At 38.9% G+C, this 20287-nt stretch carries 13 protein-coding genes; 8 read left to right on the top strand and 5 right to left on the bottom strand.

The window, feature by feature from the left end:
• Positions 1-25: 25 nt before the first annotated feature.
• Together ACYVFA_RS04110 and ACYVFA_RS04105 are read right to left on the bottom strand one after the other, a co-directional pair.
• Positions 26-2401, bottom strand: coding sequence for a M1 family metallopeptidase (locus ACYVFA_RS04110; RefSeq protein WP_460470533.1), 2376 nt, complete (start codon positions 2399-2401; stop codon positions 26-28).
• A 104-nt stretch (positions 2402-2505) separates the two neighbouring features.
• Positions 2506-3099 (bottom strand): HupE/UreJ family protein, encoded by a 594-nt coding sequence (locus ACYVFA_RS04105; RefSeq protein WP_460470532.1) that lies wholly within the window; start codon positions 3097-3099, stop codon positions 2506-2508.
• Between the two features lie 98 nt (positions 3100-3197).
• Between ACYVFA_RS04105 and ACYVFA_RS04100 the strand changes: the two genes are divergently transcribed.
• Complete coding sequence (locus ACYVFA_RS04100) at positions 3198-4313, top strand: alkane 1-monooxygenase (protein WP_460470531.1); 1116 nt, start codon at positions 3198-3200, stop codon at positions 4311-4313.
• A gap of 92 nt (positions 4314-4405) precedes the next feature.
• On the opposite strand, the gene ACYVFA_RS04095 is transcribed toward ACYVFA_RS04100, so the two are convergent.
• The gene (locus tag ACYVFA_RS04095; protein WP_460470530.1) at positions 4406-6544 is read right to left on the bottom strand and encodes a peptidylprolyl isomerase; all 2139 of its coding nucleotides are present in this window, start codon (positions 6542-6544) and stop codon (positions 4406-4408) included.
• Between the two features lie 343 nt (positions 6545-6887).
• Complete coding sequence (locus ACYVFA_RS04090) at positions 6888-8072, bottom strand: serine hydrolase domain-containing protein (protein ID WP_460470529.1); 1185 nt, start codon at positions 8070-8072, stop codon at positions 6888-6890.
• A 108-nt stretch (positions 8073-8180) separates the two neighbouring features.
• Between ACYVFA_RS04090 and gldB the strand changes: the two genes are divergently transcribed.
• From gldB to ACYVFA_RS04070, 4 genes are all read left to right on the top strand, one after another.
• Entirely contained in the window at positions 8181-9185 is a 1005-nt protein-coding gene (gene gldB / locus ACYVFA_RS04085) for a gliding motility lipoprotein GldB (protein WP_460470528.1), read from the top strand.
• A 61-nt stretch (positions 9186-9246) separates the two neighbouring features.
• Positions 9247-11151, top strand: coding sequence for an ABC transporter ATP-binding protein (locus ACYVFA_RS04080; RefSeq protein ID WP_460470527.1), 1905 nt, complete (start codon positions 9247-9249; stop codon positions 11149-11151).
• Positions 11152-11243: 92 nt separating this feature from the next.
• The gene (locus tag ACYVFA_RS04075) at positions 11244-11663 is read left to right on the top strand and encodes a Fur family transcriptional regulator (RefSeq protein ID WP_460470526.1); all 420 of its coding nucleotides are present in this window, start codon (positions 11244-11246) and stop codon (positions 11661-11663) included.
• Between the two features lie 60 nt (positions 11664-11723).
• The gene (locus ACYVFA_RS04070; protein WP_460470525.1) at positions 11724-12644 is read left to right on the top strand and encodes a DMT family transporter; all 921 of its coding nucleotides are present in this window, start codon (positions 11724-11726) and stop codon (positions 12642-12644) included.
• Positions 12645-12704: 60 nt separating this feature from the next.
• On the opposite strand, the gene ACYVFA_RS04065 is transcribed toward ACYVFA_RS04070, so the two are convergent.
• Positions 12705-13493, bottom strand: coding sequence for an RluA family pseudouridine synthase (locus ACYVFA_RS04065; RefSeq protein WP_460470524.1), 789 nt, complete (start codon positions 13491-13493; stop codon positions 12705-12707).
• 282 nt (positions 13494-13775) lie between these two features.
• Between ACYVFA_RS04065 and ACYVFA_RS04060 the strand changes: the two genes are divergently transcribed.
• The 3 genes from ACYVFA_RS04060 (at position 13776) to ACYVFA_RS04050 (ending at position 20263) form a co-directional block, all read left to right on the top strand.
• Positions 13776-16574, top strand: coding sequence for an ATP-binding protein (locus ACYVFA_RS04060; RefSeq protein ID WP_460470523.1), 2799 nt, complete (start codon positions 13776-13778; stop codon positions 16572-16574).
• Positions 16575-16712: 138 nt separating this feature from the next.
• On the top strand, positions 16713-19532 hold the full coding sequence (locus ACYVFA_RS04055) for a 3-coathanger stack domain-containing protein (RefSeq protein WP_460470522.1): 2820 nt from the start codon (positions 16713-16715) through the stop codon (positions 19530-19532).
• 149 nt (positions 19533-19681) lie between these two features.
• Positions 19682-20263: a collagen-like triple helix repeat-containing protein gene (locus ACYVFA_RS04050; protein ID WP_460470521.1), complete on the top strand. Its 582-nt coding sequence runs from the start codon at positions 19682-19684 to the stop codon at positions 20261-20263.
• Positions 20264-20287 lie beyond the last annotated feature (24 nt).

Here is a 20287-nt window from a genome sequence, read left to right as displayed (position 1 = left end):
TTTACGCAAATTTCTCTACGATTTATTATTTCTTCTCTCCACTTGTTTGTACGCCGGCAGGCTGATTTTTCTTTGCCTCCTGCATAGGGTTTGAACCACCGCCAAAACCTCTTTGTTTGAAAGCCTGAAAGCGCGTAGGTTGCTCAGGTTCTTTCGGGAAGGTATTATCAGAAGTATCAATATCCGGGATTTCGTGATATGGGTCTAGTTTAAACTTGGCCACCTTTTTTGTTGTTACCAAGGTCTTTTTCACTTCTTTATCATTTACTCTCCATAGTTCAACCGGTATCCTTACATCTTCAAAAGTACCATCTTCAAACTCCATTCTGATAATCACAGGCATTACCAGACCGCCTTTGTTTTTCAGGCTTAATACATAAAAGTTTTTGCCTTCATCAATCATTTTGCGCTCGTCAGGTGTCAAAGTAGAAGTATATTGTTCATATTTCTTTTTGTCTGCATCTGTTACAGCATATCTATCATAAGAGTTATAGAAATCTCTCATGGTTGAGTCTGCTTCTACAACTGTTTGTTTAATATCAGTTTTATTACGGATATTACTCAAAGTCTCTTTCTTCGCATCAGCGTCTGCTTTCGCCATCGCTTTTTGTTTTGCCGGATCTTGCGAATCGATGCTATACCATTCTACGTTAGCAATCGCCTGATCTGCTGCTTCAACGCCGTAGAACCAACCTTTCCAGAACCAATCTAAGTCAACGCCAGAGGCATCTTCCATCGTACGGAAGAAATCGGCAGGTGTAGGGTGTTTGAATGCCCAACGGCGTGAGTATTCTTTGAAAGCATAGTCAAATAGTTCACGACCCATGATGGTCTCACGAAGGATATTCAGACCTGTAGCAGGTTTTGAATAGGCATTCGGGCCGAATGTGCCCGGAATAATATTATCTGAGCTACTCATAATCGGGTTTTGCTTATCTGCCTCCATCTTCATATAGCCTGTAATATATTGTGGTTCGATGCCTGTTGCCGGGAAATTTCTATCCCATTCCAGACAAGTTAAACCCTCCAGGAATGAGTTTAAACCCTCATCCATCCACGACCATTGACGTTCGTCAGAGTTCACAATCATCGGGAAGAAGTTATGTCCTACTTCGTGAATAACTACCAGAATCAGGAAGTTTTTAGTGCCTTCTGAATAAGTACCATCCGCTTCCGGACGAGCACCGTTAAAGCTCATCATCGGGTATTCCATACCACCTACTGAACCATGCACTGAATATGCTACCGGATAAGGATAAGCTACCGAACGTTTTGAATAATTAACCAAAGTATGTGCTACTACGCGGGTAGAATATTGTCCCCAAAGTGGATTTGCTTCTTTTGGATACAAAGACATGGCCCATACTTTCTTACCTTCTACATCTACCTGCATGGCATCCCAGATAAATTTACGCGAGGTAGCAAAAGCAAAGTCACGTACATTTTTAGCTGCATATATCCAGGTCTTTTTGCCAGTTGGCTTGCCTTTTTCTGCGGCTTCGGCTTCTGCTTGTGTTACGATTTCTACAGGTGTTTTAGAAGTTTTTGCCTGCTCTAAACGCTTCATTTGCGTAGCTGACAATACATCTTTTGCATTTTGCAATTCACCGGTAGCGCCTAAAACCATGTCATTAGGTACAGTCAGAGCTACTTTATAATCTCCGAAAGGAAGTGTAAATTCTCCTTGACCTAAGAATTGTTTGTGTTGCCAGCCGTTTACATCGTCATAAACTGCCATACGTGGAAACCACTGAGCGATTTCATATAAGATATTGCCATCTTTCGGGAAAAGCTCGTAACCACTTCTACCTCCTACCGATTTTAAATCGATGATATTGAATTTCCAATCCACCTGAAATACGAATTGCATACCTTTAGCCAATGGTGTAGGTAAGTCAATACGCATCATGGTGCCATTGATGGTATAGTGTAAATCTTTACCTGTGGCATCTTTTACTGTTGAAATCTTATAGCCATAGTCTTTATCATTGGCTCCGCTCAGATTGCCTAAGTTAGTAAAACTAGAACCACTGGTAGGATTAATTGCTGACTGACGGGTAATATTACCATCCGAATTTTTTGAGAATACGTTCTGATCTAATTGTAACCATAGGTAGCGTAGCTCTTCTGGTGCATTATTGGTATACGTGATTTTCTCGGTACCGGTGATACTCTGGTTAGTATCATTCAATTCGGCTTTGATGTCATAATCAGCTTTTTGTTGCCAGTAGTCTCTACCCGGCGCACCTGCGGCTGTGCGGAAGGTATTAGGCGTAGGTAAGCCTGTACCCATTTGTTCGAACTTGGTATTGGCATTGTATTGTGTAGTAGGTGCCTGTTGTGCATTGAGCGACAAGCTTCCACATACAACCATACCCATAAAAATAGATAGTTTTTTCATGCTTTGAGATGAAGGTTTAATACAGTTCAGATGATTGTATAAAATTTATGCGAAATTAGGTAAATTTTCCCATCGATAATCACGCAATTTAGGGGATATTCTCTTTAAAAAAACCACTTCTCGGTCATTAATTTAAAAGCGACTCCGGCTACAAAGCTTGAAAGAATCAGATTCCAGGTATGTTTTTTTACCTGAAAGCCACTCAGCATCAGGAAACCAAGCGACATAGCAATAGCTATAATGAATACCTGCCCAAATTCAAGCCCGATATTAAAAGCCAATAGTTGCGGAATAATGTTCTGGTCTTTGCCTAAAAGACTACGCAGATAGTTGGAAAAACCCATTCCATGAATCAATCCAAAACCTAAGGCCAATACATATCTGATAGGGGAAAAATTTTCTTTATCGAGTATGCTATCGCTGCTTTTATGAAAAATATTGGTGATACAAGTAAAGATAATCGTAACCGGAATCAGGAATTCTATCAGGTCAGTACTGTACTCAATCATGTTGAGCGCCGCTAATGCCAGCGTAATGGAGTGGCCAATGGTAAAGGCAGTGACAAGAACCAATACTTTTTTCCAATCGGTTATGCGATAAATGGCACATAGCGCTACTACAAATAGAATATGGTCATAGCCATTGATGTCGGTTATGTGCTGATAACCTAATTTCAAAAAAATAAAAAATTCCGTCATTAGTGCAGTGATTAGGGGTCTCGGGTTCGTATATTAGTAACAAAAATACAAGTTTTGTAAGACCCTGATTATAAAGTATCTGCTAAATTTTTGAAATTATGGGTATTCGCAAGAAAATCGGCTTTGCCTGGGGGTATTCATTTATTATTTTTCTACTATCAGGCTACTATTTCATTAGTCATAACTGGACTTTCTTTGTATTTATCTATGGCTACGTGTTGGTTCCTATCATGGACGAAATCATCAGTCGGGATTCGCAGAATGCCAGTACAGAAGAATATGAGAAACTGCTTCAGGATAAATATTTTGATGTATTGGTATACTCTCATGTATATATACAATATTTTATGTTGTTGTGGGGCTCATATATCCTGATTTATGATAACCTTACATGGTGGCAAGTAGTTGGCCTAATGCTTAGCCAAGGCGTTTATGCTTCAACGATTATTAATGTGGCACATGAATTAGGGCATCGCACCAGTCCCTGGGCACAATTTCATGCCAAAGCGGCTTTGATGACAGTAGGCTATATGCACTTCCTGATAGAACATAACCGGGGGCATCATACGCACGTAGCCACCCCGCTCGATCCGGCTACTGCCCGCAAGAATCAGACAATCTTTTCTTTCTGGAAACAGACCTTAATCGGTAGTTTCAGAAGCGCCTGGCAGATTGAAAAAAAGCAATTAGCCAAACAGAATCTCTCTGTATGGTCTCGGCAAAATGGCATGATTTGGGCAGTTGTTCTGCCTATTGTATTCTGCCTTAGCCTGACTCTCCTATTCAGTTATTTATCAGGCAGATTCGAGTGGATTGTTCCTGCATTTATCATTGTTCAAGGCATTATAGCCGTACTTTCTTTAGAGTGTGTTAATTATATAGAGCATTATGGAATTATGCGCAAAGAGATTGCGCCGGGCAGATATGAAAAAGTAAATCCTTTACATTCGTGGAATGCCAATCATTATTATAGTAATCTGATGTTGTTTCATTTACAACGCCATTCCGACCATCATGCTTATGCGGCAAGACCCTATCAGGTACTCAGGCATTTTGACGAAAGCCCTCAATTGCCTTATGGATATACCATGATGATAATGATTTCTTTAATACCGCCACTCTGGTTTAAGACCATGAATAAGCGATTGGAAGCATGGCAGGCGAAAGAATATAGTGCGGAGGAGATAAGAGGAATAGTGAGTCGGTTTAGTTAATAACAGACGATTTGAAAAATCGTTATACAAAAATAGCAGCCTTTCGGGCTGCTATTTTTATTATATCAATTAACGTATAAACCTCCGGTTTATCAGAAGAATTTCGCTCTGTTATCTTTGATATGTGCATTGTCGCGGATAGCCTGGTTAGCTAAGTAAGAAGCTCCGAAGCCACCGGCACGTTGCATTACCTGTGTTTTGTATTGTGAGTAATCAGCAATTGCAGGCGCAGGAGTTGCTGCAGTAGTTTCTACAATAAACACACCGTTTTCGCCTACAAATGGTTTCGAACGTTTACCTGCTGCCAGACTGAAAATCTTACCGATAGCAATTGGATCAACACCTGGAGTAGTTAATAAACCTGTCGCGAAGCTGATTTGGTTAGCAGCTTCAACAATTGCGCCTGCACCATATTTCTGAGCAATTTGCTCCAATGTTCCGGTAGGATTACCCAGTTTTTTCAGGATTTGCTCAGCTTTGATTTCGTTACGAACTTTCGCTGTTAAAACATCTCTGAAATCATCTACTTTAGGGTTTTCTTTATCAGATTTAGATCTTACTGCTGCTACAATGAAGTTATCGCCAATTTCAAAAACTCTGTTTGAAACCGAACCTACTTTAGTATCATCGTTAAATGCCCACAATACTACTTCACGTGCATTCTGGATAGTATTAAATGCGGCTGCATCAGGGAATACTCTTTCAGCTTTCAACATTACCAATTTAGGATCTTTCTTCACTGCTTCTTCAAATTCTTTGTCTGAATCTACGCTTGCCCGTAAAGTTTCAGCTTTTTGATACATTGCATTACGAGTAGCCTCACTTGCTTGTAGTTCGCGGCTGATGCTGGCTACTTTATATTTCAGATTCGACTTTGGTTCTGTAACCTTGATGATATGGAAACCAAACTCAGTTTCAACAAGATTTGGTACCAAGCCTGTTCCACTCATGCCAAACACTGCATCGTTGAATGGCTTTACCATACGCCCTTGTTTGAAGAAACCTAAATCTCCACCTTGTTGTGCCGAACCATCCTGGCTATTAGTACGAGCCAAGGTAGCAAAATCAGCGCCTTGTTTCAATTGGTCTAATAAACCTTGAGCCCTTTTACGTGCATCAGCCTTCACTGAATCTGGTGCACCTGCAGCAAACGGAATAAGGATATGACTTGCACGGACTGTGTAAGCGGTATCAGTAGTAGTGCCTTCAAATTTATGAATTGAGTACACGCTACCTTCTTTGAATGGCCCGATTACAGCACCCGGAATGGCTGTTGACAAAGCGGTTTTTAAATCTGCACTTAATTCACTTGCCGAACGCTCAAATGGATATCTTACTTCTGAGTTCGCAGAAGCGTATGCTTGTGGGTCAGCAGCTGATGCTAAACCTTTAGCAAAAGACTTGATGTCTTCGTAAAGCGCCGAGCTATCTTCTTTTGTTGCTGCTACCTGATATACCACGTAGTCGAATGAGCGGCTATCATAGCCTACATATTCGTTTTTATGTTTGCTCAGGTAATCAGACAATTGGCTGTCTGTTACTTTGATAGTAGTATCGTTTACACTGAAATACGGAACATATAAATACTTAGCGTCTGCTTTAGATACTTGTCCTTCGTATTCTTTTTTGGCTTCGGCAGTAGTAACAAAGGTAGATGAGCTAAGCAAAGCGTTGTATTTTTCTAGTAAACGTTGTTGCATTGCACCTTCTTTGATCTGATCCCAAGCCATTTTTTGCGGTGCTGGCAATTGGTTGCTTGCTGCCGCATTGATGAACTCGATGTGACGATTACGGTCATACTGTCCTGTTTGAGGATCAGTAAATTGTTGTTTAATCATCGGACTCAGGTTTTTAGTACCTTGAATCATTTCACGTAATTCATCAGGAGTTACTTTTAAGCCTAATTTTTCAAATTCTTCTTTGTAAGCAATATCAAAAATCATTTGCTCCCAAACCTGGTTACGGAGTTGTTGCACTTCCTGGTCTTGTAATGCTCTTCCTGCTTGTTGTTCATAGTTTGAACGGGCAACATCTAATTTTGCCTGAAATGCCTGAGCATCAATGCTCGTTCCGGCAATTTCACCAATTTTATTTCTGTTACCACCAAACAATCCGCCACTACCGCCTTTTCCGTAGAATAAATCTCCTCCAACGATAAATAGAATAAGGGCAATTGCGATAACTGCAACTGCGATCCCCGAACGCTCCCGAATTTTGTTAATTAAAGCCATTAGTTTTTATTTTATACTGAATTTTAGTCCGTGTTTTGTAGGTTAAAAATGGTTGATGGTGAAACCCTTAAAAAAACGAACCGCAAAAATACATAGATTCATACATATTATCAAAGAAATCCAATTAGGATTATCTGTTTTTTAACAAGTTTTATACCGTTCAATCCACAAGTTACCACAAAAACCCTTAATTAGCACCAAAACAAACTGTTTTACCCCAATTAAGCCCTATAATATTTTTTTATAAATTCTTTATTTTCAATTATTTGGAGTCTTAATTAATCTAATTATTTAGTAAAAAAATTTCTCTTTAAAAGTCCCCCTTCAGGGGCTAGGGGTGTCTTTACCACCCATAAACCAGCGCTACACTATTAATCAACTCCTGCAAAATCTCTCCGTTATCCGAATTAATCATCACTACCACTCCTTTTCCTCCTTCCAGACTACCATAGTAGTAGCATCTGAAACCTTCGTTACCACCGCCATGTCCAAAAGTTTTCGTTGAACCTTTTTGTCCTAGAAAAACACCCAAGCCCAAATCTTTGTCTACATAAGGACTCAATCGTAATCGGGTCATTTCTTTTGAAAGTATTTTGTCAGATTTTCCGGCTAAAGATAATTGCGTTTCAATAATATAATGGGCTAAATCGGTCGGGTTTGTCCACAAACCTGCGGCGGCTTGTTCCGGATAGATATGATATTTTCCTCTAATTTCTTCTTTGTTTTCTTTATACCCTGTTGCCAGTTGATTCGGCTTCTTGTTTAGTGGCGGCTGTGCATAAGTACTATTCAACATTCCCATAGGTTTCAGCACATTGTTCCACATATACTGAGCATAGGGTTCTTTGGTTATATCCATTACAATTAACTGAGAAATAGTAGTACCTCCACCAGAATATTCTGCTTTCAGCCCAGGCTCAAATGATGAGCGGACAGGCTCTGAATTAGCAGGCTTTTTGCCGTCCAGTATTTCTGAGATTGTTGGCAGTCTACTCCCCCTTTCGTAGCCCAGAAACCCATGTACAGTCAGGCCGGCAGAGTGGCTCAATAGATTTGCCACATTTATTTTCTTTCCATTTGCCTTTTTATCATAAGGGAATTTCCAGGTGGTAAGGAAATTGTTTATGTCAGTATCCAGCCTTAGCTTTTTATTCTGTACTAATTTCAGTACTCCTACTGCATTTAATGATTTGCTGAGAGAGGCAGCCTGAAAAAGTGTTTCGGTCGTAACCGGGCGTTTTTCGGCCACATCGGCCCAGCCATATGCTTTCACCCATTCGATTTTATAATCTTTGATCACAGCTATGCTTAAACCATATACTCCCTGTTGATTCATGCGCTGTTCAAGCATCCACTTAGGTTTAGGTGCATCGGGTTTATCACCAGGTTTCACGCTAAAGAGATTTTGTTCTACCTGTTTTATTTTTACTTGCACTTCTTTGCTATAAGTAGTTGGTTGTGCTTGTACAGAGGGAATAAACAGACAGGTTAATAAGCCTGCTAAAAGTCTGAGGATGTGCTTTTTCATGATGGACGAGAAAATAGATTAAAAACTTCTTATAATTTGCGAAACTAAGTTATCCGACACAAATATTTGTCTAATTTTGTGCGTTTTTTGAAAAAACTCATTCTATTTATGAAATATCGTATTCTCGGATTTTTCTGTTTCATTTCTTTTGGTTTTTACGCTTGTCAAAATTCAGAATCAACCACCGATGCCTCTGATGTTGATGTATCGAATGTGAAGGTTAACGTGGTTATTGAAAGATTGGAAGAGCCTTTGATGCAATTGAAGAATAAAGCCGAAATCAAAAGTTTTTTAGAAAAACACAGTGCTTTTGTTGAAACCTTTTATCAGACTCCTGCCAACGATACGGCGCTTATCAGCAGAATTGATTACCTAATACATTATCCGGAAATTCAGGAATTATTCAAGCAAACACAAGAGAAATTTGGCAATTTAGATGATTTGAAAAAAGAATTTGAGGTTGCCTTTAAACATATTAAACACCATTATCCTGATTTTAAAGAACCTAAAATCATCACTACTTTTGCTGCGCTTGATAATGAACTGGTAGTAAGTGATAGTCTGATTATTATTCCTTTAGAGTCATTCATTGGCCCCAAAGCCAAGTATCGTCCGCAGCATCCTAATTATATGTTGAAACGCTACGATAAGCCTTATATAGTACCGACGGTGATTACGCTATTATCAAGAAAGTATAACAAGATTGATATGAACGACCGCACGATGCTTGCTGATATGGTTTTCTATGGCAAGAGCTTTGAGTTTACAAGAGCGGTCATTCCGAATGTGGCTGATTCTTTATTAGTGGCTTATGCAGATTCCAATCTGGTAAAAAGCTGGAATGGGCAAGCCTATATATGGGCTCATTTTATTGACAACAAGTTGTTGTACGAAACAAGCGATAGGATCAAAGACAAATACCTGGGAGACAGACCTAATACGTTAGAAATAGGCTCTGATTGTCCCGGACGGATTGGGCAGTGGTTAGGTTGGCGAATAGTAAGCCGTTACAGAACCGAAAACCCTAAGATTACGTTAGAAGAATTAATGAAAAACGCCAATGCGCGTGAGATTTTTGAGCAATCAAAATATAAAGGGCAAACGGAAGACTAGCCGTATTGCCCAATACCTGTTTAAATCTAAAATCCTCTTATTGAGATAGAGGATACTTACTATGGCAAAGAGAACCCGAAGTTTTGGAGAAGAGGCTTCAGAAAAAGACAAGAAAAAAGTCAGTGCAGAAGGCTTTAAAAAAGCCCTGAAAGTTTTCAGATTTACATTACCTTATAAATGGACATTTGTGATCGGTTTCATTTTTTTGATACTCTCACAATTGACTTCCATGAGTATCCCGCTTCTGATGGGGCAAATGGTAGGGGCTATTGTATCGCCTGATAAATCTACCCCATTGCCTGCCAATGCGAACCCAATGCAGGGCATGAATATGATGGGAGATAAATTACAGAATGTCTTTCATTCATCGCCTAATTTCACTTTGAATGAAGTAACCTTTCTCTTTGTTTTTATACTGATTTTACAAGCCGCTTTTTCATTCCTGCGTGTCTATACTTTTACCCGTGTATCAGAGCAATCAATGCGCGACTTGCGGAAAGAACTCTATACCAAAATCATTACTTTACCTATTACTTTTTTTGAAAAAAGCCGTGTAGGTGAATTAATGAGCCGTATCACCTCTGATGTTACGCAATTGCAGGATGTATTGTCTATTACTTTAGCCGAATTATTCCGTCAGATATTTACTTTGGTCGGTGGCGTTTTGTTGATTACACTTATCTCAGGCAAACTGACGCTTTTTATGCTCTCTACCTTTCCATTTCTGGTAGTAGCAGCCATGGTTTTTGGACGGTTTATCAGACGAAACTCTAAAAAAGTACAGGACGAACTAGCCAAGACCAATATTATTGTAGAAGAAACGCTGCAATCGGTAAATGTAGTAAAAGCTTTTACGAACGAACGTCTGGAAGTAGGCCGTTATACTTCTTCTATCCAAAAAGTAGTTGATTATGCCTTAAAAGCCGCTACATTCAGAGGAGGTTTTATTTCGTTTATCATTTTTGTGCTGTTTGGTGGGGTGGTTGGAGTTGTCTGGTATGGAGGTAATCTGGTATTGACAGGAGAATTAGATTTCAAAGACCTTTTTACCTTTATTATCTATACAGGCTTTATAGGGGGCTCTGTGGGTGGTTTAGGCGATATGTATGCGCAGATACAAAAAACCATTGGTGCTTCTGAACGCGTGTTGGAGATTTTAGAGGAGAAATCGGAAGTAGATGTAACCCGTCCGTTTGAATTCAAGAAAACACAAGGCAATGTATCGTTTGAGAATGTAGGTTTTGTCTATCCATCAAGACCAGATATGAGTGTGCTGAAAGATATTTCTATCCATATAAAAGCAGGTGAAAAAGTAGCTTTGGTAGGGCAAAGTGGGGCAGGAAAATCAACATTAGTACAATTGCTCATGAAACTCTATCCGCTTAGCAAAGGTAAGATTGTGATTGATGGGCAGGATATTGCCAAGCAGGATGTAACTGAATTAAGAAGTAATATAGCTATCGTACCTCAGGAAGTTATGCTTTTTGGAGGTTCTATTTTTGAAAATATTGCTTATGGACGACCAGGTGCTACTGAAGAAGAAGTATACGAAGCTGCCCGCAAAGCCAATGCCTTTGATTTCATCACTTCTTTTCCGGAGAAATTCCAGACGATTGTAGGTGAAAGGGGTGTAAAACTTTCAGGTGGACAAAGACAAAGAGTAGCGATAGCCCGTGCTATTTTGAAAGACCCGTCTATTCTGATTCTGGATGAAGCTACTAGCGCTCTTGATTCTGAATCAGAAAAACTGGTGCAAGATGCCCTTGATGAGCTTATGAAAAACCGTACAACCATTATTATTGCGCACCGATTGGCCACTATACGCAATGTAGATACCATTTACGTATTGAAAGATGGAGCCATAGCAGAATCAGGCTCGCATGAGGATTTGATTCTGAAAGAAGAAGGAATTTACGCAAATATGGTTAAATTACAGTTTGATAATGTAAATTTGCTGGTAGAATAGTCAATAATTGAAATACTATCTGATTCAAAAGCAGTTTTAGTTTGAGGTAAAAGGTATTTCATTGCTTTTCATGAATTTAAAAGCTAAAAATCATGAATTTCTCTAAAAATACACTAAAAGAATACGATTTACGCCATACTGGCTGTCGTGAAGATATATTGCAGTCTTTTCAGTCTTATAGCCATGCGCTTTCGCATGGAGACCTGGAAAACCTGTTTGGCGAACGCTTCGATAGAGTAACGATTTATCGTACGCTAAAAACTTTTGTCGAAAAAGGCATTATCCATAAAGTATTGGACGACGAAGGTGGTACTAAGTATGCGCTTTGCCGCTCGACAGAGTGTAGCCATGAAGAACACCATCATGACCACGTGCATTTTAAATGTCTGGTTTGTGGTAATACTACCTGTATTGAAAGTGTGCATATTCCGAAACTTAATTTACCGGATGGTTATAAACTGACCGATATTAATATGCTGATGCAAGGTACTTGCCCCAATTGCAAAGCATAGCCAATACTCGTTTGATTAACCTATTATATCAGAAGCGCTCTCTTCTACTAATTTCCATTAATGTCTTATAAAACCAAGCTTATTATAGCTCTCGGACTCGTGTATGTGGTCTGGGGTTCTACTTTTTTAGGTATGAAGTTCGCCATAGAGGTGCTTCCACCTATGATGGTTTCTTGTTTACGCTTTCTTACAGGTGGAGTTTTGCTGTTTATATTTACATTATGGAAAGGCTATGGCATACCGAGTTTACCCCAGATAAAAGGCGCGGTACTTGTAGGTGTAATGCTTAGCGGAATTGGCAATTGTACGGTAGCTTTTGCCTTACGTTTTATGCCATCTGGCCTGGTTGCTTTATTGGTAGCTACCCTACCCGCCTGGATGATTATGCTCGACTTCTGGTTTTTCAGCAAAACCAAACCTACATTGATTGGCTTGATTGGCTTAATTATAGGTTTATTTGGTATGGTTTATTTATTAGACCTCACCAATCCGGCAAATACTGCTAATCGGGAAGTAGCCATTTTTCCGGCTTTACTGGTTTTTGCAGGTTCTGTGGGTTGGGCTTATGGCTCTCTTAAATCTCCTTATTTAGCATTACCCAAGCCCATCCAATCTACTGCTATCCAGATGATTGCCGGAGGGTGTTTCTCTTTGATTATGAGTCTGATATTTGAAGACAATCACATTCAGGCCTTTCGGAGTATGACTCTGGAAACTTATATGGCTGTTATTTACCTGATTGTGATTGGCTCTTATGTAGGGTATAGTGCCTATTTATGGCTCATTAATAATGCCCCACCACAATTAACCGCTACTTATGCCTATGTCAATCCGGTAGTCGCTTTTTTCTTTGGCTGGATTTTTAAGGGAGAGTTATTAACTACCCGTTCGCTCATTGCTTCAGCTATTGTATTGATTGGCGTAATATTGATGACCATCGGCCGTAGAAAACCAGCTTCGAAAACGGTTCAGATTGAGTAGCAGCTAATTTAAAACGATTTTTCAAATCTATCAACAAACGATTTGAAAAATCGTGATACATTATGCCGTAAACTTATCCAGTTGTTTTACCAATACATCAAAGTCTTTAGGATACGGCGCTTCAATTTTTATTACCTCTCCATCTAATAAGCGGAAAGAGAGTGAATGCGCATGTAGCGCTACTCTTTTAATCAATGGCAACTCTTCTGTTCCTTTTTTCAGGTTAAACTTCTTACTTTTCAGTTGAGATAAGAAAATCTCGTCTCCACCATAAGTCGGGTCGCATACAATCGGGGCTTTCAGGCATTGCAAGTGTACACGAATCTGGTGCATACGTCCGGTAATCGGAATACACTCAACTAAGGTATGATAACGATAGGCTTTCAGTGTAAAAAAGATTGTTTCGGCTATTTTTCCTTTCTCACGGTCAATTCTTACTGCCGTACCATCTTTTAATTGGGCGATAGGTAAGAAAACCGAAACGCTGTCAAAATCATGCACGCCATTCACAACGGCATGATAACGCTTGGTTACCTCGCGGTTTTCAAACTGCATGGCCAGATTTCTATACGCCGCCGGATTCTTGGCAATAGCCAATGCCCCCGAAGTTTCTTTATCCAGACGGTGGCACAATTGTGCATCATCTGAATAGGCTTTGGCTAAACGCAGAATACTCTGGTGCTTGTCTTGCGTGCGTTCGTCAAGACTAGCTAAATAAGGCGGCTTATTAATCACTATATAATCGTTGTTTTCGAAGAGAATTAAATCTTCAAATACCACGTTTTTTGGTGTCGTTTTTAGCTTTGGTGCTGGTGTTTCCTCAAACTCAAATTCAAACTCGTAATCCATATCGCTGATGGGTATAATGAAATATTATGCAAATTTAGACTTAAAATTTTAAAAACAGGTAAAACCAGAATTTAGTGCAATTTCGGTCAATCCAACTCTATCTTTGCCTATTTGTTTGAACTCATTATTTTAATATCTTTGCATAGATTAACATTATAGTTGCGTAGATTACCATCTTTTTCTCTGCTGTTATAGATTTGTGTTTATTATATAAGAATCCATTACTACTGCCCCAAACCACCAAAAAGAAAAAACTTAGCTAGAATTATAATTCGCCACGTCATGAAATTGAAGCCACTATTTACTTTTATAAGTATTATTGCTGTCGTAATTATTAATAAGAATGGATACGCGCAAGCGCCAATTATTATTAATTCCCAAACGAAAATACCGATCCAGGCAACCACTCATTTAGAAATTTTCGAAGACCCGTCGGCTAAAATATCCTTTGAAGAAATCCAGAAACAAAACTTTAAGCCATTAGACCGAGATTATCTCCTTTTCCCTTATTCAGATAATGTGCATTGGGTTAGATTAAAACTTGAAAATACCGATGCTACTCATAAAAAGTGGACGCTCCAATGGCTTAATCCGCTTGTTGAGAACCTTGATTTCTATATTTCAGATAGTACACATAAAAACTTTACTCACACCGAATACCAATTAATTACCAAAAAGGAAAAAAAGCTTTTAGAATTTGAACCGGCCTTCCCATTTGAGCTAGCCCCTCATACTTCAAAAATTATATATATAAAGGTTGCCTCTCAACGTGGAACCTATAGTACTGTAAGCATTCATTCGTCAGAATCATTAACTAAAAAAACGCTGAATTCCTATACGGAGCAAAGCTTTACTAATGGGCTTTTGTTCTTCCGTTTTCTTTTGGTGGTGATATTAGCGATTTTTATCATCAAGCTTCCGATTTTCCGAATCTATTCGTTACATACTGTTTTTAAAACATTTGTCTATTGGGGATTAATGAATATCCCCGGCCCACTTTTTACGACTAACCCCGATATAGCTAAAAAAATAGATTTCCTTTCTTATAATTCTATTACTATTACCTCTGGCTTGCTTGTACTGATAGCCTTTGCCACAGACAGGCTTCCGAAATGGCATAAATTATTGACCTACTTTTTCGTTTTTGCTACTATTTTAGTAGATATTCTGGCATTAATCGATTATCAATGGTATTGGCTCAAAGCCGGGGTATATTTAATTGTCTTTTCGTCATTCTACTTTCTTGGTATCTACTTTTATAGCCTTATCAAAAAATTGCCGACCAAGCACTATTACTCTATTCCTTTCATTTTAGGAATGATTAGTTATCTGCTTATCTGTATGCGCTTGCTGGGTTGGCTCGAATATAAACCATTGTTCCGGCTTTCTTCTTTGTTGTTTATGGTCGAAAACTTTGTGTTTATCTTCTTCCTGGGGCAGATATTCAGAAGTGTAGAGCGTAACAAGTTACTGGCCGAACAACAGTTAGACTTTAGGCTGGAACAGAATGCCCGCCTGAAAGAACTGGATAATCTGAAAACGACCTTCTTTGCCAATATTTCGCATGAGTTACGTACGCCCTTGACACTCATTCTAGGCCCGATTCAGGAATTAATACAGAAGTATCCGGTTGAAAGCTTATTACCATTGATGCAACGGAATACACAAAGATTGCTTACACTTATCAATCAGTTATTAGATATAAGTAAGCTGGAAGCCGGGCAAATGAAAGTAGAGGTAAGTAAACAAAATATCACGCAATATTTCCGAACGCTTACGAGTTCGTTTACATCTTTAGCCGAGAGCCAGAAAATCAGGTTTGAAACTTCAATCGGCTCAGAGGAAATCTGGGGTTATATTGATAGAGATAAACTGGATAAAATTATCACCAATCTGCTTTCGAATGCTTTCAAGTTTACTTTTAAAGAAGGAAAAGTGAGTGCTCACATTGAAAGAATTTCTGTAAAAAATATCGTTGTCACTATCAGTGATACAGGTATTGGGATTAGGAAGGATAAGGTCGACAAGATTTTTGACCGATTCTATCAGGTAGATAGTTCACAGAACCGGAAATTTGAAGGTACAGGCATCGGGCTGGCTTTGGTAAAAGAACTGGTAGATGTATTGAAAGGCACTATCAGGGTTGAAAGTCAGGAAAATGTGGGTACTACATTTAAAGTACAGATTCCTATTGATAAAGAAACCTGGGAAGGGTCGATAGTAGAAGAGACATTAGAAACAGATAATTATCAGGTTAATCTTACTGAAAGTTCAGTATTAAATGGACACGAAAAATCAGGTACTGACAATGGAAATAGTGAGCAGGAAAATATCTTGTTGATCGTAGATGATAATGATGATATCAGAGCTTATATAAGAAGTATCTTCGAAAAAGAGTATCAGGTCATTGAAGCTGTTAATGGAAAAGAGGGTATCAGCAAGGCTATTGAGAAAATCCCGAATCTGATTATCAGTGATTTGATGATGCCCGAAATGAATGGTTTTGAGTTTTGTAAGGTATTGAAATCGGATGAAAAAACGAGCCATATTCCGATTATCATGCTTACGGCTAAGGCTAATATAGAAAGCAGAATGGAAGGTCTGGAATTAGGTGCTGACGATTATCTGACAAAACCGTTCCATAAAGAAGAGATGCTTGTAAGAGTACGAAATCTGATTTCGATTCGTGAACAACTCAAGAAAAAGTATGGTAAAGAAATTGTAGAATTAAAGCCTGAAGAAATCAAAGTTAATTCTCTGGATGAAACATTCTTGCTAAAAGCTAAAGGAGTAGTTGAGAAAAATCTTTCAGACAGCCATTTTGATTTAACCCGATTCTCTGATGAAATGGCCATGAGTACGGTTCAGCTAAGGCGTAAAATCAAGGCATTGACTAACCAGACTGCGGTAGAATTTATCCGTAAATATCGCCTGCAACGAGCAGCGAATTTATTGAAAAAAAAGGCGGGGAATGTGTCAGACGTTGCCTATCAGGTAGGTTTTGAGAGTTTACCTTATTTTACAAAAGTATTTCAGGAAGAGTTTGATGTTACCCCATCTGAATATGCGAATCGCCAATAATCATTGATAAAAGCTGATAAATTTTCTTCATGTTCAAAATGAGTTAAAGAATGTTCATTTTGCGCTAACACTGCCTATAACAGCAAGGCTACTTTTGAGGTATTATTTCCCACCTTAATACCATCAAAAGTCTAACACATGAAGAAATCTTTATTACTTTTCCTATTGGGGTTTTTCTGCTCTCCATATCTATTTGCCCAAACCAAAACCTGGGCAGGCACTACTGCTGATTGGCATACGCCCGAAAACTGGGATCCTGTGGGTGTTCCGACTGCTTCGGATGATGTAGTTATTAACACAGCTACGACCAACCCTATTATTAGCAGCAATGTTTCTGCTAAAAGCATTAACATCTCAGTTGCAGGGGCATTACTTACTGTTAATAGTGGCGTAACGCTCACCATTTCTAATAATGCTGGCCCGGTTTTACAAATCAGCAATGGAGGGCTTACCAATAACGGAACAGTTCTGGTAACTAACACCAACGCTACTGAGGTATCTCAGGAAGCAGCCATTCTCCTTACGTTTAGTGCTATCATTAATAATGCTGGTACAATTACCGTAAATGGTGGGGCTAATTATGGGATCAGAATGGCTGCAGCAACCATCAATAACCAGAGTGGTGGTGTGATTACTTCTAATGGAAAAGAAGTGATTCGATTTGGGGATACCAATGCCATATTGAATAACAATGCCGGCGCAACTTTCAATGGAAGCAGTCCTAGTCCTAACTCAGCTCTTACGCTTATTCCCGGAAAATTGAATAATTATGGCCTTATAAATACTACGGGTGGCATAGAGCTATATTATTCAAACAGTAGACTAAGAAATCTTGGGTGTGGAATTATCAAAATGGTTGGTGATTATTATACACAAACAAGTGCAACTACTGAAAATGATGGTCTTTTGCAGATAGATGGCACTTTAAATAATGCCGGCACAACTACCAATAACGGGGTTATACGCGCAAGCGCCTATCCTACCCTCACCAATCGGAGGCTTTTGATTAATAACAATGCCGCTAATAACGCTATTTTTACTCCATATACCAATTCATATCTTTCTGCTATACAAGGGATTTTCATGGATGCTGCAGCCACTATTTCAGCAGGCACATATACTTCTAATAATAATACCTTTATTCCGGGTAATTTTGCCGGAGGTACTTATACGCTCTATGCAAAAATCAGTTATGGCAGTTGCACTTTTATAGTTCCTTTTTCTTATATCAGAGCTCCTACCCGCCGCTATGTAAAAACAACTGCGACAGGAACGGGTGATGGTAGTTCGTGGGCTAATGCTTCTAGTGATATTCAGGCCATGATTAATGCTTCTTCTGTAAATGACAGTGTATGGGTAGCAACGGGTATATATAAACCTTTGGCCGATGCGTCGGGCAATACCAGTCCTTCGAATATCAGAAATAAAATATGGTACATGAAATCTGGTGTGAAACTCTTTGGTGGTTTTGCAGGCACTGAAACCTCATTTACTCAAAGAGATTTCAAAACAAATAAGACTATTTTTTCGGGCGATGTTGACAATAATGATACGAATACTGACGGTAATTCTATTGCTGAAACTTATACCGATATTCAAGGTGAAAACGTCTATCATATTCTTGCCATTATTAATTGCGATAAAAACACTGGCGTAGACGGAATTATCTTTACAGCAGGTAATAGTACCGGAAGCACGGTATCGCAAACAGTTAGTGGATTCCCTCTCTCTTCTGTTTATGGCGCTTCTCTCTCTATTAATGCGTCTTTCCCAAGCATTAAGAACTGTATTTTTATCGGAAATGATGGTAAGTTTGGTAGTACTTATCATAATAATACCAATGGCACAGATACTTTAAGAATCAGTAATAGTTATTATCTGAATAATAGAGGTGAACAAACAGGAGGCATGTTTATTCACAGAGGTCATACTTTTGTTGATAATGTGGTATTATTTAATAACGCCGCTTTCAATGTCAATAATTACCGTGATGGGGGTGCTATTTGTATTTCCTCTAATATGCAGGCAGGTAAAACTATTAAATTTACAAATCTGACGGTTGTAAGTAGTAATAGTTTAACATCAAAAAAGACCGTTACAGTAGATGGTGATGGCAATATAAGTTTTATTAATAGTATTATATGGAATGAAACCCCTGTTACAGGTGGTAATATATTCAATGCGCTTGATAACGGAACGCTCACCAGCAGCTATTCAATTTTACAAAACTCAGGTGCAGGTGGCACATGGAATGGAGGTTATGGTACTGATGGAGGGAATAACTACGATGGAGACCCACTGTTTACTAATATCTCTGACCTCGATGGGGCAGATAACAAATTCTTTACTACAGACGATGGTTTGAGCTTAACTGGTTGTTCACCGGGAGTTAATACAGGGACAAATACAAGTATCTTTTCGACTGATATTACCAATTCACCTCGCCCATTCAATGGTGGCATATCAGATATGGGAGCCTACGAACGTCAATCTGCTCCTACACTTACTACAAACCCAACCGATGTGGCGGTAAATAAAACTGTGGTTTGTCCTGGCAATACAGTTACTCTATCTGCTCAATGTAGTGCCGGAAATGTTACGTGGTATAACCAGGCCACTGGCGGAACAGCCATAGGAACGGGTAATAGTCTGAATCAATCACCTACCAATAATATCGTGTATTATAGCGCTTGTGAAGCGGGCAATTGTAAAAGTGAAAGAGTAGCTACTGCTGAGATAACCATATCCACAGTATCTTCTAATATCAGCCTTACTGCTTCTATTTCCGGCACAGTTATTTACGCATCGTCTAATACTATTACAGCCACCAACAAAGTATTGAGCACTGCTAATGCGCAATATCTGGCTAATAATAGTATTTCACTGAACGCAGGTTTTGAAGCAAGTCCGGGAGCGGTGTTTGTGGCCAAGGCTACGCCGATTTCGGCTTGTAATTAGATTTTTTTCTTTCAAATAAGCTCGTCTGACTGATATTTAGCGCAGCAGACGGGCCTATTTAGCTTCTTAAAAATACGGCAAATGCCTTATTGATAGATTATGGTAAGGGGAATAATTTTGAGAAAAATTCTAAACCCAATATATAATTTATGAAAAGAACCGTATACTCTTTATTAACACTACTATTGACTGTACTTATCTTTAATTCTTGCAAAGGACCTGCCGGAGATATTGGCCCTGCCGGGCCACAAGGGGCGAAAGGTGACACAGGTGCCAAGGGTGACCCTGGAGCTATTAATGTTTTATCAACAGGTTGGGTTACCGTTTCTGAACAACTTTATAAATCAAATTATGATGCAGAAAGTTTAATTACAGGTATAAAACTCTCTGGTGGTGTTCTTGATAAATTATCTCAGAAAGTTTTAGATGATGGAATTATTCTGGTTTATAACCGACAACAAAGCAATAAGGGGGTTATCGTTTCTATTCCGTATACGCTCGACTTTAGTTTTGTAGAACCGGGTTTACAGCTAAGTTATTTTTATGAAGCTATGCCTAAAGAAGTCAACTGTTATATTCAATTCTCGAAAGCATTGAAAGATATCAGCGACTTTGTTAGTAATGACGAATTTCGGGTAATTATTATTCCAGGGGCCAGCGGGCTTCGTTTGAAAAATATCGATTTAAGAAACTATGAAGCTGTGAAAAAAGCTTTTAATTTACAAGATTAGTGCTCTTGTTCAATTGCTGTAGAA

Source organism: Emticicia fontis, from assembly GCF_054779675.1.
The sequence above is the reverse complement of the archived record's forward strand: the minus strand, read 5'-3'. Positions and strand labels throughout refer to the sequence as shown.

What these genes read in the sequence shown, in the direction of transcription:
- ACYVFA_RS04065 (WP_460470524.1), bottom strand. Translation starts at nt 13,493, where the DNA reads ATGGATTACGAGTTTGAATTTGAGTTTGAGGAAACACCAGCACCAAAG.
- ACYVFA_RS04100 (WP_460470531.1), top strand. Translation starts at nt 3,198, where the DNA reads ATGGGTATTCGCAAGAAAATCGGCTTTGCCTGGGGGTATTCATTTATT.
- ACYVFA_RS04080 (WP_460470527.1), top strand. Translation starts at nt 9,247, where the DNA reads ATGGCAAAGAGAACCCGAAGTTTTGGAGAAGAGGCTTCAGAAAAAGAC.
- ACYVFA_RS04105 (WP_460470532.1), bottom strand. Translation starts at nt 3,099, where the DNA reads ATGACGGAATTTTTTATTTTTTTGAAATTAGGTTATCAGCACATAACC.
- ACYVFA_RS04090 (WP_460470529.1), bottom strand. Translation starts at nt 8,072, where the DNA reads ATGAAAAAGCACATCCTCAGACTTTTAGCAGGCTTATTAACCTGTCTG.
- ACYVFA_RS04075 (WP_460470526.1), top strand. Translation starts at nt 11,244, where the DNA reads ATGAATTTCTCTAAAAATACACTAAAAGAATACGATTTACGCCATACT.
- ACYVFA_RS04070 (WP_460470525.1), top strand. Translation starts at nt 11,724, where the DNA reads ATGTCTTATAAAACCAAGCTTATTATAGCTCTCGGACTCGTGTATGTG.
- ACYVFA_RS04110 (WP_460470533.1), bottom strand. Translation starts at nt 2,401, where the DNA reads ATGAAAAAACTATCTATTTTTATGGGTATGGTTGTATGTGGAAGCTTG.
- ACYVFA_RS04050 (WP_460470521.1), top strand. Translation starts at nt 19,682, where the DNA reads ATGAAAAGAACCGTATACTCTTTATTAACACTACTATTGACTGTACTT.
- ACYVFA_RS04055 (WP_460470522.1), top strand. Translation starts at nt 16,713, where the DNA reads ATGAAGAAATCTTTATTACTTTTCCTATTGGGGTTTTTCTGCTCTCCA.
- ACYVFA_RS04095 (WP_460470530.1), bottom strand. Translation starts at nt 6,544, where the DNA reads ATGGCTTTAATTAACAAAATTCGGGAGCGTTCGGGGATCGCAGTTGCA.
- gldB (WP_460470528.1), top strand. Translation starts at nt 8,181, where the DNA reads ATGAAATATCGTATTCTCGGATTTTTCTGTTTCATTTCTTTTGGTTTT.
- ACYVFA_RS04060 (WP_460470523.1), top strand. Translation starts at nt 13,776, where the DNA reads ATGAAATTGAAGCCACTATTTACTTTTATAAGTATTATTGCTGTCGTA.